Origin of the sequence: Flavobacterium sp. BFFFF1 (assembly GCF_002256285.1) — a bacterium.
Lineage (GTDB): Bacteria > Bacteroidota > Bacteroidia > Flavobacteriales > Flavobacteriaceae > Flavobacterium.
Window position 1 is genome coordinate 67,118 of sequence record NZ_NKJE01000009.1, and the last position, 12,461, is coordinate 79,578.

The following is a 12,461-nucleotide window of genomic DNA, read 5'->3' on the forward strand; positions in this document are numbered from 1 at the left end:
GAGGTGGCGGGGAGCATTAAAATCACAGGGCAAGGACTTCCTCACTTTTTTACGCGAGGCCTTTTCAAACGCTTACGGATGGAAAATGTACTATTGGGAATGACGTATGGCTGGGATCTAATGTGGTAGTCAGACGCGGTGTAACCATAGGAGATGGCGCCATTGTAGGGGCAAATTCCTTTGTAAATAAAGATGTAAAACCATTTGAAATTGTTGGAGGAATTCCTGCGAGGACGATAAAGATGCGTTTTACGGATGATAAAATTCGCATGATACAAGAATCGAAATGGTGGGAGAAAAATTTAGAGGAAGCAAAAGTAATAATTGCCCACCTGGAAAAACAAGGGTTATTTGAAACCGATGCCCCATAAACTGATTTTAAAAATTTTTGCAGAACGGCTGTACTTATGATTATTGTGAAACTTATCGGAGGACTCGGAAATCAAATGTTTCAGTATGCTGCTGCAAAATCTTTAGCGCTAAACCAAAACAAAAAATTACTGGTTGACCGGTCTGCATTTGAAACCTACAAAACACACCAGTACGGATTAAATCATTTTAATGCCAATGTACTTTTTTCTTCAGAAGAAAATCGGTTTTCAAGAAAGATAAGATCAATTTTTTCGAAAAGCCTCGACTACGAAGAAACAGATTTTAGTTATAACAAGGATTTTTATTCGTTGAAGGGCAATCCTACTGTTTTATCAGGTTATTTCCAGTCAGAGCAATACTTTAAAAACTATGAACAGGAAATTCGGAATGATTTTGTTGTTACCTCACCATTAAAACAGATTACTTCCAACACGATTCTCCAGATGCAGCAGGAAAATGCCGTATCGATTCATTTTAGGCGTGGGGATTATGTCGGGCACGGTTTACATGATACTAAAAATGAAGCATACTATGAAAAAGCCGTAACACTGGTCGAGTCGAAGATTGAATCTCCGGTTTTTTACGTTTTTTCAGACGATATTGCGTGGGCTAAGGAACATTTTAAAGCAAATTCAAAAATTGTATTTGTCGATTTTAACGATGCTTCAAGTAACTTTGAAGACATGGTACTGATGTCAAAATGCAAGCATAATATTATTGCGAACAGTAGTTTCAGTTGGTGGGGTGCCTGGTTAAATAGTAATCCAGACAAGATTGTTACTGCGCCCGCGCTTTGGTTTAATGACCAGGACATTGATTCATCGGACATCGTTCCTGAAGACTGGATTAAGCTTTAGCATATGGAAAAAGGATTGTTTTCAGATTTACCGCGACTTTCCTCGATACCGATCGAAGGAACCTGCACCACTGGTCGTACATACCTTCTCCGGTTGGATAAATTGTCATTCGTATCCTCGAGAATGCCTCTAAACCAAAATAACAAATGAAAAACCCGGCAATTTCTGTTATTCTTCCCGTTTATAACTGTGAAAAGTACATTGCAGAAGCATTAGGTAGCATTCTAAATCAAGCGTTTGCCAATTTTGAGGTTTTTGTTATCGATGATGCATCCACTGATGCTACCTTGGACGTTATTTCAAAATTCAATGATCCGAGGATCAAGCTGATCACCAAGGCAAAAAACACAGGCTACACAGACAGCTTGAATATGGGGTTAAAGTTTGCAAATGGAAAATATATTGCAAGAATGGATGGAGATGACATTGCCATGCCTGATCGATTCGAGAAGCAATACCGGCTGATGGAAGACCGTCCTGATATAATTGTTTGCGGGACATGGCTGTCCATAATAGCCAGTGAAAGAGTGATACAAAATCCGGAAAATCATGAGCAAATTTTGTTGCAGTTATTGTATAAAAACCCTATCGGTCATCCTTCAGTGTTTATCAGGAAGGATGCGATAACGTCACTTGAATATGATAAATTTAAAGAGCCTGCAGAAGACTACGATCTTTGGTCAAAAATGATTTGGTTGGGGCACTTTTATAACATTCAGCAGCCCTTGATGCAATACAGGCAGCACGAATTGCAGGTTTCAAACACTAAAAACAACAAACAGACCCGTCATTTTAATGAATCAAGAATCCTGCTATTTAAACGGCTCCATTATGATGTTTCAATGTTTCCGGATTCATTGGTGCTAAAAATATTAAATCGGGAATTTGCCTTGTCTGGAAAGGAATTCAGGCTGATGTTAAAATGGTTTCATGAAGTACAGGAAAAAAATAGAAATAAGCAGCTATACCAGGTAAAAGAGTTTATTGAGATTACGGAGCAGATGAAAAACTCCTTTATAGGGGACTACTTCCTTATGAATAAATTTAAAGGTATTATTGTGGACAGATTTTTTAGCTTACCACCGCGACTAATGTATTTCGTTGTTAAGGTCTGCACAAAATATTTTAATCGTCAATTATATCGTAAACTGGGAATTTCTTACTAATATCGCCAACATGGAAGGTCCACTAATTTCAATCATAGTACCGTGCTATAATCAGGGAGATTTCCTTGACACAGCGCTCCAGTCCGTTGCGGATCAAGCATACCCAAACTGGGAGTGTATGATTGTAAATGATGGGAGTACGGATCATACAGCAGAAATAGCTTTAAGATGGGTTGAACGCGATTCCCGGTTTCGTTACACCTATAAAAAAAATGGAGGGCTCAGCAGCGCAAGAAACTGCGGAATAGATAAAGCCAATGGGCAGTACATACAATTCCTAGACTCTGATGATTTTATTGATAAAGAGAAATTACTCGCGTCGATTCAGGTATTTAAAGAGGATTTTGATGCCGAAATTGTCGTGTCAGATTTCAGGATGTTTGTGAACCGTCCCGAAAAGTCTACCATCCCATATTGTAACCTCAAACAATCGCTCTTTACGTACCACAATGTGCTTTTTCAATGGGACAATTCGTTCAGTATCCCAATTCATTGTGGCTTTTTTAAAAGAAATTTATTTGATGGTTTTAGATTTAATGAAAATTTGAAGGCAAAAGAAGACTGGATGATGTGGATCAGTTTTTTTAAACAAGGTTCCAAAGCAAAATTTTTAGACCAGCCATTGGCATTCTATAGGCGTAATCCCAATAGTATGACGATGAAAGAAAGCATGCTTGAAGATTATTTAAAGGTATACGATTGCTTGAAGGAAGATGTTGCTCCTGAAGACTTTCATCAGTTTTCGAGAAATATGATCTCAAAATATTACAGTTCCAACATTTATTTTAAAACACGCCTTTATAAAACTACTCAATCAAATTCATATCAGTTGGGCATCTTACTTAAGAAGTGCTTTAAAAAACTCGGAATTTTAACTCCGGCAAAATATGTTTTCTTAAAAATTATAGTTTTCCTGAAAAAGTAAGATATATGCTGGCCATCGTGATTCCATATTTTAAAGAAGCTTTTTTTGAGGATACACTGGCATCGCTGGCGGGTCAGAGCGATCACCGATTTAAAGTTTATATCGGTAATGATGCCGGCAAAGTATCGCCATTGCCATTGCTTGAAAAATATAAAGGAATGTTTGATTGTTATTACAAGGGTTTCAGTGAAAACATTGGCTCAAAGTCTCTTGTGAAACAATGGGAGCGATGCATTGCACTCACGGAAAATGAAGAATGGATAATGATTTTGGGTGACGATGATGTGTTAGGCGACAATGTAGTTTCCACTTTTTATGAAAATATTGCTGATATCAAGACTCGTAAAGCCTCAGTAATTAGGTACGCGTCTATTGTTATCGATGGGTCAGGAAACGAAGTTTCGTCTATTTTTACGCATCCGGTACTCGAGAGTCCTCAGGATTTCATGATTCGGAAGCTATGTGGTAAAACGCGAAGTTCGCTAAGCGAATATATTTTCAGTAGGGAAGCGATGCAAAAGGTAAAATTCAGAGACCTGCCGCTGGCGTGGAATACAGATTTACTGGCTGTTTTTGAGTTTTCCCTTGGGAATAAAATCTTTACAATAAATGAGGCCAAAGTATTTTTTCGAGTCAGCGGAATGAACCTCACTTCGCTCAGTGAAAACCATAAACTGAAAAGTCATGCAACGTTTCAGTTCATGTTACATTTAATGAAAAGTTGGTTACATACCTTTGATGCAGTACAAAGAGAAATTTTATTCGACCGGTTGGAAAAAACATTCCTCAATAATAAAAAGAATATATACTTTTGGATGCAGATGAGCTGGTTTTATCTGCAAAGATTTTATGTGAAGCGATACATCCTGTTTTTGCTTAAATTCATTCACGCAGCCAGAGAAAAATATAGATGAAGTTGAAATTTTTAATTGTAAAACAGGATTTGAGGGTTTCAGGGACAAGCCAGGGGATTTGTTCCCGATCTTTCCTGTCCAAATTAAGAGACGTTTATCCTGATAGTATAATCGATGTGGTATATCTCAAAGAGGCTCCGACTGAGGATCAGTTGCACCTATTGCCTGTCGATAATATTGAAAGTCATGTGCTTGATCTTCGGATCCCATTTATAACCAAATGCGTGAACAGCATTTATTGGCGCCTATTTCATAAGTCGCTTAACGAACAATATATCCATAAAATATATGCTGCTCATCTGTCCAATATAGACTATGCCAGATACGATCATATTTTTATAATGAGTTCCGGATTAAACCACGAGACAATACTGGGCTCAAAAGACCTGCCTATCCTTAAAAAAGCTATCGTCAGCTTTCATGACCCTTACCCGCTTTATTGGTATTCTGGAACAAACAGGGCGCTTTCCAATCTTGATCTGTTTCGGTTAAGACAGATGAATGACGTTGTTTCACAGGCCAAAACCTGCATCAGCACAGCAGCACTGATGTCAGATGATTTGCAATTTCTATACGGGAGTAAAAAGAAATTCCATACATTACCGCATCAATTTTGTGAGAAGGTTTTCGATTTATCCAACAATTCGCAGGTCGTAAAAAAAAATAAGAAAGTAACGATTTCCTATCACGGGGCAATTCAATTCGGTAGAAATGCCGATTGCCTGCTCGATGCATATAAGGAACTTGTTAACGAAAACGAATATTATAGAGAAAATACTGAGTTTATTTTGAGATTACGCGGTCAGGACAACAAACGCCTCATTGCAAAATATGCCGAAACACAAAATATCGTAGTGCTGGATACCCTGAATTTTTCTAATTCATCCAATGAGCAGATTCATGAAACAGACATTGGTGTTATTCTTGAAAATGGTCCCTTGGTATGTAATATACTTGTTGGAAAAGCGCCATTTCTTGCAGCATACAATAAACCAATACTTTGTATTTCACCTCCAAAGAGTGAATTGAGGAATATTGTCAAGGAAGAAAAATTTATAGCAACTGCGACAGATAAGGAAGAAATAAAACAAAAATTAGCCTATTTGATCAGGGACAGATTTAGTTCTGACGCACCAATGTACCCTTTCGGGGATTATTTCAGTGACGATAATTTCAAAAAATCCCTCAATTTAATTCTATCAGAAATCGGTGATAAATAATTTAAAAGAGCTCATACGCAAAAGATACAACATCAGCTTTTCAAAATCAGGAGACGATATTCAGCTCATGAAAATTATCAATCAGTCTACGCCTGGCGTTTACGTTGATGTTGGTTGCTGGCATCCGTTCAATGCATCGAATACCTATCACTTTTACCTGAGGGACTGGAAAGGGATTTGTATCGATGCAAACCCTGAAATGGCAGCGCTTTACAGAAAATACCGTCCCGCTGATGTATTTATTAATGCAGGGGTGGGAACCAGCACACAGCCACTGACATATTGCATGTTTGAAGAGAGTTCCATGAACACTTTCGACAAAGAATTCATTGTTAAGCATGATGTCGGGTCTAAAATCATCAAGAGAATCGACGTGGAAATGCGGTCTTTAAGTGCCATCTTAGAGATGCACATCAAGGATGGAGACAGACTGGACTTTTTCGATATAGATGTCGAAGGTTTCGATCTTGAGGTACTGAAATCCAATAATTGGGATAAATTTCGACCTAAAGTAATTTTGGTTGAAAGCGACAATCCGCTTATTGACGACATCGGATCTGAAATTGTAAGATATTTAGAAGATAAAGATTACAGACTTGCCGCAAAATCAATCATTAACGGTGATTTGGGAAATCTGTTTTTGATTTCAAAATAGCTGATTTCCGGAGTGCTTTTGAAGTTGCTCCCCACAATTAAAAATTTAACGATATTCGGATTTTATGAAAATTGCCATTACAGGAGAACGAGGATTTCTTGGGATTCATTTGACAGCTTATTTTAGGTATGTGTTGAAATTTGAGGTGATCGAATTGGGCAGGGATTATTTAAATACATTACCACATGCAGGGCCTATTGATTGGCTAATCCATGCAGCGTTTATTCATAGACATGAAAATCCTGAAATGGTACTTGAATTGAACCGCAGACTTACACAAGATACGCTGAATTGCCTTTGTCAAAACAACATAAGATGTAATATCGCTTTTTTATCATCAATACAAGAGGATAATGACTCCTTTTATGGTAAAGCTAAATCAGAAGCAAAGACCAAAATTCATGAATTTTGTACACGAAGGAATATGAATTTCATTTCGTATAAACTGCCAAATATTTTTGGGAAATATGCAATTCCCGAAAAAACATCATTTATAGCTACCTTCTGCTACAACCTTATACATAATAAGGCTGTTAATTTTAATTCGAATGAAATAAGGCTTTGCTATATTGACGACGCGGTGTCGACAATTGCAACATTGGCTCCGAACGAATTTACTTACACTACGACAAATGTCAATGCTGTCTATCTGTTGCTTAAGGATTTTCACGAGATGAATTTAAGCGGACAGTTTCCAAACTTAAAAACAAAATTTGAATTAGATTTGTACCAGACCTATTTGGGGTATACTAACTATAAAATGTAAAGGGTGAAATTATTTATTACGGGCGGCGCCGGTTACTTAGGCAGGGAAATTGTAAAGAGATTTTATGATAAGGCTGACATTACGATTTACAGTCGGGATGAGGCGAAACATTATTATCTAAGAAAACAATTTCCAAAAATAAAATGTATTATCGGTGACGTTGCTGATTTTGACCTGATGAACAAAGCGGCTAAGAACCATGACTACGGAATTTTTGCTGCGTCCCTGAAACAAATTGAAGCAGTCGACCAAAATGTGGAAGTAGCTGTCAGAACTATAGTGAACGGAGCAATTAATTCAAGGAATGTTGCTGAAGCCAATCGGTTTAAGGCAGCTTGCTTTATATCTTCGGATAAAAGCCGCGGCGCGACAACACTTTATGGCGCAATGAAATTTATTGGAGGAGAAGCGTTTATTGTCAATGCGGAACAATCTGAAGTAAACCTTACAACCGCCATTTACGGAAACGTGCTGAATTCGACAGGCAGTATCATCCCATTGATACAGGATTCGTTAAAAAACAAGTACGAACTTAAATTATACTCTCCCCAGATGACACGATTCATGATTGATGTGGAGGAAGCCGTGGCACTTATCGAAAATTCTTTTAATTTCACTGGGTTCAATATCATTCCCAATATCCCAAGTTTTAATGTTTCCCATCTTTTTGAGATTTATCAGGAAGAATTTGGACTGCAATATTCAATTGGAGCACCCCGGATTTCCGAGAAAATTCATGAAGTAATGATCGCTCGTGAAGAGGTTTCCAGAACGTATTTAGACAAAAGCCTGAATCAGTACATGATGCATTACCAAAAGATTTATAATGATCCAGAAATTAAATTTGATGAGTTTTCCAGTGGGAATGTGGCCGTCACTAAACAACAGCTTCACGAAAAATTGCTGGACAATAATTTTTTTAGAAGCTAAACAAGAAAACTGAAAGCATGAGAGTAGGAAGCAATCCGAATAAACAGGTAGATCAACAACCCTCGCCATACAAACACCAGGTAATAATTCCTGTTTATATACCACATGAAGAGGACTATTTCAAGGACAGTTTGCAAATACTGAAAATTTGCATTGAATCGCTGTTAAAAACAATTCATAATAAAACGTTCGTCTCTATAGTGAACAACGGCAGTTGCGAAACGGTGACACATTATCTGAACACCCTTCTTGAAGATAAAAAAATACATGAACTGATCCACACCCACAACATCGGAAAAATCAATGCAGTCTTTAAGGGGATATCGGGAAATAATATTGAACTGGTTACCATTTCCGATGCTGATGTTTTATTTGTCTCCGGATGGCAGGCAGAAACCCTGAAAATATTTTCCCATTTGCCCCGGGTAGGAGTAATTGGGCTGACACCTCAATTTAGAACCTTTAACAGTCATTGTGGCAATATCATAACGGATAATTTATTTAGTAAAAGATTGAAGTTTATACGTGTGAAAAACAGGGATGCTCTTGTGCATTTCTATGATAGTATCGGCTGGGACAGAAATTACAATCAGAGCTACCTTGAGTATGGTCTGGGACTGCAGGACAAGGATCTGACTTGTTTTGTGGGCTCTGGCCACTTTGTCGCTACCTACAAAAGAGATATGTTCGAAGAACTCTATACTTTTATAGGTGGTAAAAAAGCTGCTGGAATTGGTGAAATTTATATTGATTCAAAATCACTTGAAAAGGATTACTGGCGGGTCACAACCCATGATAATTTCGCATATCATATGGGAAATATATATGAAGCGTGGATGTCTGAGGCCGAATATATGCCGGTCGATAATAATAATGTCCCTGAAGGGTTTAAAAAAGGGAGAAGGATTTCCTCTTTTCATTTTTTTATAAAAAATAAACTGGTGCCGAAAGTTCTCCTTAACGATAAGATATCAAGACTGTTTTTCCGCTGGAAGAAATTGCCTAAGGAAATGATAAAGCACTATAATTCATTAAAAGCTGTTGAATAACCAAAAGAAAATAGCCGTTCATATTTCTACCAAAAACAGAATTCGTGATCTCGCTTTTACGCTCAATAAGCTACAACCGCTTCTGGGTAACAAGGTGAGCTGCGTCGTTTTTGATGACGGTTCCACTGATAACACATTTGGATACGTAACTGATAATTATCCTGAGGTCAGTGTACTCAGAAACCATGAGTCAAAAGGCTACCTATATTGCCGGAATAAAATGCTTAATCAAACAGATGCTGATTTCATTATTTCTCTCGATGATGACGCCCACTTTGTTACGTCAAATCCGTTCCCGACAATCATTAGCTATTTTGAAGAAAATCCCGGATGTGGGGTTATTGCAATGCGGATTTACTGGGGTGACTTGATGCCTGATGACATCACAGATGATTCAAACCCAACCTGGGTTAAAAGTTTTGTTGGCTGTGCCCACGCCTGGCGAAAAACTGCATGGGATGCCATTCCGGATTACCCGGAGTGGTTCGGCTTTTATGGCGAGGAAGATTTTGCGTCTTACCATTTGTATAAGAAAGGTATTGCGGTTAATTTTGTGCCAGAAATACTGGTTCAGCACAGGGTAGTGGTAAGGGATCGAAAAAAACAACAGGATTATGGCGTTCGTCTCCGGCGGTCATTAAGGTCAGGCTGGTATTCGATATTGCTTTTTTATCCGTTAACTAAAATTCCAGGAATTATGGTTTACTCAATTTGGATTCAATTTAAGAGCAAAATAATTAAGGGAGATATTACCGCTTTAAAAGCAGTCATGCTTGCCTGTATTGATGTTGTCGTCGCGCTGCCTAAATTACTAATGCAAAGTAACCGTTTCACAAGGAAGGAATTCAATCAATACCAAAAATTAGCGCCAACAAAAATATATTGGAACCCAAAACCTCAGAGATAATGTTAAGTGTGAAAAAACAATGCAGTAGTGAGTCGAAATTATTAGAAAGACCTGACGATAGATTGATGAGGTGTTCGACTCAAATTTAGTTCTTATTTTAAATTCAGAGTAATCCGGATGCCTCGCTCTGAGATGTACAATAACTTTGACGGTCATTTTAAAGCTTGGTTTTTTAATGATGGTCTGTCACATTTTACTTGCAATGCCAGTAACCTATTTTTGCCCAAATAGGTTCGAAATATTTAACTAGATTATTTATAAGACAACAGATTTAACGTATGAAAATCAGACCTTTTATCGAAATACAGGGCCGGAAAATAGGCCCAGATTTCCCGCCATTGGTGATTGCTGAAATTGGAATCAACCACGAAGGCTCACTGCAAATTGCTAAAGAAATGGTTGATGCCGCTTTTCGGGCAGGTGTAGAAGTCGTAAAACACCAAACACATGTAGTGGCAGATGAGATGAGTAGTGCTGCCAAAAAAGTGATACCCGGAAATGCTGACGTTTCCATTTACGAAATAATGGAACGATGCGCACTTAGCGAATTTGAAGAAAGGGAACTAAGAGACTATGTTCAAGCAAAGGGAATGATTTTTATTTCTACTCCTTTTTCAAGAGCTGCTGCCAACAGGCTTAACAAATTTGACATCCCAGCGTATAAAATTGGGTCCGGAGAATGCAACAATTATCCGCTATTGGAACACGTTGCGACTTTTGGCAAACCTGTAATTTTAAGTACAGGGATGAACACAATTGAGAGCGTCGGCAAAGCGATATCTATTTTCGACAAATATAACGTTCCGTGCGCGCTGTTACACACCACGAATTTGTACCCTACACCAAGCCATCTCGTGAGATTTGGCGCGATGACCGAAATGCATCAGGCTTTTCCAGACAAAGTTTTTGGGTTAAGTGACCACACCCTGAACAATAACGCATGTTTAGGAGCAGTCGCACTGGGGGCAAGTATTTTGGAAAGACATTTTACAGACTCCATGTACAGAACAGGTCCCGATATTGTTTGTAGTATGGATGAAACGGCATGTAATGAACTGATCGAGTCTTCAAGAGAAATCTGGCAAATGCGGGGAGGGAGAAAGGAGCCAGCAGCAGAAGAACAAGTCACTATGGATTTTGCTTTTGCAACCGTTTGCAGTATTCAGGCCATTAAGGCGGGTGAGAAGCTGTCTAAGGAAAACATTTGGGTGAAACGCCCGGGGACGGGTAAAATTCCCGCAGAACATTTCAATAATATAATTGGAAAAATAGCTTCAAGAGATATTGGTGATGACGAACATTTGGATTTTAACGATTTCGTATAGTCAAAAGGGAATAACTGGCGTGATAACCACGATTCAAATTGATTGTTAAGCAAGTTGTTTGTGTTAAAACAAGAGAACAATATTTTTAAATCGGCTGTTCGCCTTCTGATAAAGGCAGTTTTTTGCGTTTCATCAATTTCCAAATGAGTAATATTATCATTAGTGCGACCGCAAGTTGTTGTCAATTAAGAGTAGAGATTATCACAATATATTTTAAAATACATTCAATAGTTAAATGAAGAAAATCCTCTTTTTAACCGGAACGCGTGCTGATTTTGGCAAAGTCAAATCATTAATCGAAGCTCTTGAAAATCAGTCGGGATTCGAGGTCTTTGTTTTTGTTACGGGCATGCACCTTCTTGAGGAATACGGCTACACCCTACTTGAAATTGAGCGTTGTGGTTTTAAACACATTCACACGTTTCACAATCATACGCATGAGACAACCATGGATCTCACACTGGCCAAGACAATAGAAGGATTTTCAGCATATTGTAAAACGGTAAACCCCGATATGATCGTAGTACATGGTGACAGACCAGAGACTTTAGCCGGCGCAATTGTAGGATCATTCAACAATATTCTTGTCGCGCACATCGAAGGTGGCGAACTTTCGGGCACAGTTGATGAGTTAATACGACACAGTGTTACTAAACTTAGTCACGTGCATTTCGTGTCTAATTCGGAAGCCGAAAAAAGATTAATACAAATGGGAGAGCTGCCTTCATCTGTTTACCCAATTGGATCGCCGGATATCGATATCATGCGTTCTGAAACGTTGCCCACTTTAACAGTAGCATTGGATTACTATAATATTGAGTTTTCAGACTATGCTATTGCGATGTTTCACCCTGTTACGACTGAATCAAAAGAGATGGCGCACTATGCCTCTGAATTCGCGATTGCACTCCTTACAGATGAGCGAAATTATATTGTTATTTTCCCTAATAATGATTTGGGAAGCAGACACATTATTCGTGCTTATGACAAGTTGAAAGATAACCCACGGTTTAGGATTTTCCCATCCTTAAGATTTGAGTATTTCCTTACGTTATTGAAACACAGTAAGTTTATTATTGGCAACAGTAGCGCGGGTATTCGTGAAGCCCCTTACTACGGCATCCCGACAATCAATGTTGGCACAAGACAATTTAAACGAACTGAACGCGCAGACATAATGAATGTGGGCTATGAATTAGAAAATATCAAAGAGGCACTTCAAAATATAAATACACATCGCGTTAAGCGGCCTGAGTTTGATTTTGGTTCGGGCAACAGTACGCAGCAATTTCTAAGCTGTTTGACCGACAGTACAATCTGGAGTATTGATCACCAGAAACAATTTAATGACAATTAACCGGAATAACCATTTTTT

Annotated in this window: 13 protein-coding genes; all 13 read left to right on the forward strand. The window is 38.3% G+C overall.

Translation table 11 applies throughout. The annotated features are described in order from the left end of the window. Positions 1-92: 92 nt before the first annotated feature. The 13 genes from CFE23_RS07420 (at position 93) to neuC (ending at position 12,443) form a co-directional block, all read left to right on the forward strand. Positions 93-371, forward strand: a complete 279-nt coding sequence (locus CFE23_RS07420; protein ID WP_291086464.1) for a DapH/DapD/GlmU-related protein — start codon at positions 93-95, stop codon at positions 369-371. Between the two features lie 36 nt (positions 372-407). After that, on the forward strand, positions 408-1,229 hold the full coding sequence (locus CFE23_RS07425) for an alpha-1,2-fucosyltransferase (protein WP_291086309.1): 822 nt from the start codon (positions 408-410) through the stop codon (positions 1,227-1,229). Between the two features lie 146 nt (positions 1,230-1,375). Next, a complete protein-coding gene (locus tag CFE23_RS07430) occupies positions 1,376-2,395 on the forward strand; it encodes a glycosyltransferase family 2 protein (protein ID WP_291086311.1) in 1,020 nt (339 codons plus the stop codon). Positions 2,396-2,405: 10 nt separating this feature from the next. Then, a complete protein-coding gene (locus CFE23_RS07435; RefSeq protein WP_291086313.1) occupies positions 2,406-3,320 on the forward strand; it encodes a glycosyltransferase family 2 protein in 915 nt (304 codons plus the stop codon). Positions 3,321-3,325: 5 nt separating this feature from the next. Continuing rightward, positions 3,326-4,234 carry a glycosyltransferase family A protein gene (locus tag CFE23_RS07440; protein WP_291086315.1) on the forward strand — a complete coding sequence of 303 codons (909 nt, stop codon included), beginning with the start codon at positions 3,326-3,328 and terminating at the stop codon, positions 4,232-4,234. Next, entirely contained in the window at positions 4,231-5,454 is a 1,224-nt protein-coding gene (locus CFE23_RS07445) for a hypothetical protein (RefSeq protein ID WP_291086317.1), read from the forward strand. The genes CFE23_RS07440 and CFE23_RS07445 overlap by 4 nt, the downstream gene beginning before the upstream one ends. Continuing rightward, positions 5,444-6,109: an FkbM family methyltransferase gene (locus CFE23_RS07450; RefSeq protein WP_291086319.1), complete on the forward strand. Its 666-nt coding sequence runs from the start codon at positions 5,444-5,446 to the stop codon at positions 6,107-6,109. Before CFE23_RS07445 ends, CFE23_RS07450 begins: the two co-directional genes overlap by 11 nt. A gap of 64 nt (positions 6,110-6,173) precedes the next feature. Continuing rightward, positions 6,174-6,875, forward strand: a complete 702-nt coding sequence (locus tag CFE23_RS07455; protein ID WP_291086321.1) for an NAD-dependent epimerase/dehydratase family protein — start codon at positions 6,174-6,176, stop codon at positions 6,873-6,875. A gap of 3 nt (positions 6,876-6,878) precedes the next feature. After that, positions 6,879-7,805 (forward strand): polysaccharide biosynthesis protein, encoded by a 927-nt coding sequence (locus CFE23_RS07460; protein WP_291086323.1) that lies wholly within the window; start codon positions 6,879-6,881, stop codon positions 7,803-7,805. A 17-nt stretch (positions 7,806-7,822) separates the two neighbouring features. Further along, positions 7,823-8,854 (forward strand): glycosyltransferase, encoded by a 1,032-nt coding sequence (locus CFE23_RS07465; RefSeq protein WP_291086325.1) that lies wholly within the window; start codon positions 7,823-7,825, stop codon positions 8,852-8,854. Beyond that, complete coding sequence (locus CFE23_RS07470; protein WP_291086327.1) at positions 8,847-9,761, forward strand: glycosyltransferase; 915 nt, start codon at positions 8,847-8,849, stop codon at positions 9,759-9,761. The genes CFE23_RS07465 and CFE23_RS07470 overlap by 8 nt, the downstream gene beginning before the upstream one ends. A gap of 278 nt (positions 9,762-10,039) precedes the next feature. Beyond that, positions 10,040-11,086 carry an N-acetylneuraminate synthase family protein gene (locus CFE23_RS07475; RefSeq protein WP_291086329.1) on the forward strand — a complete coding sequence of 349 codons (1,047 nt, stop codon included), beginning with the start codon at positions 10,040-10,042 and terminating at the stop codon, positions 11,084-11,086. Positions 11,087-11,321: 235 nt separating this feature from the next. Then, positions 11,322-12,443 carry a UDP-N-acetylglucosamine 2-epimerase gene (gene neuC, locus CFE23_RS07480; protein ID WP_291086331.1) on the forward strand — a complete coding sequence of 374 codons (1,122 nt, stop codon included), beginning with the start codon at positions 11,322-11,324 and terminating at the stop codon, positions 12,441-12,443. The last annotated feature ends 18 nt before the right edge of the window (positions 12,444-12,461 follow it).

Excerpts from the sequence above, each read along its gene's own strand:
- CFE23_RS07425 (WP_291086309.1), top strand. The coding sequence starts at position 408 with ATGATTATTGTGAAACTTATCGGAGGACTCGGAAATCAAATGTTTCAG.
- CFE23_RS07430 (WP_291086311.1), top strand. The coding sequence starts at position 1,376 with ATGAAAAACCCGGCAATTTCTGTTATTCTTCCCGTTTATAACTGTGAA.
- CFE23_RS07435 (WP_291086313.1), top strand. The coding sequence starts at position 2,406 with ATGGAAGGTCCACTAATTTCAATCATAGTACCGTGCTATAATCAGGGA.
- CFE23_RS07440 (WP_291086315.1), top strand. The coding sequence starts at position 3,326 with ATGCTGGCCATCGTGATTCCATATTTTAAAGAAGCTTTTTTTGAGGAT.
- CFE23_RS07445 (WP_291086317.1), top strand. The coding sequence starts at position 4,231 with ATGAAGTTGAAATTTTTAATTGTAAAACAGGATTTGAGGGTTTCAGGG.
- CFE23_RS07455 (WP_291086321.1), top strand. The coding sequence starts at position 6,174 with ATGAAAATTGCCATTACAGGAGAACGAGGATTTCTTGGGATTCATTTG.
- CFE23_RS07465 (WP_291086325.1), top strand. The coding sequence starts at position 7,823 with ATGAGAGTAGGAAGCAATCCGAATAAACAGGTAGATCAACAACCCTCG.
- CFE23_RS07475 (WP_291086329.1), top strand. The coding sequence starts at position 10,040 with ATGAAAATCAGACCTTTTATCGAAATACAGGGCCGGAAAATAGGCCCA.
- neuC (WP_291086331.1), top strand. The coding sequence starts at position 11,322 with ATGAAGAAAATCCTCTTTTTAACCGGAACGCGTGCTGATTTTGGCAAA.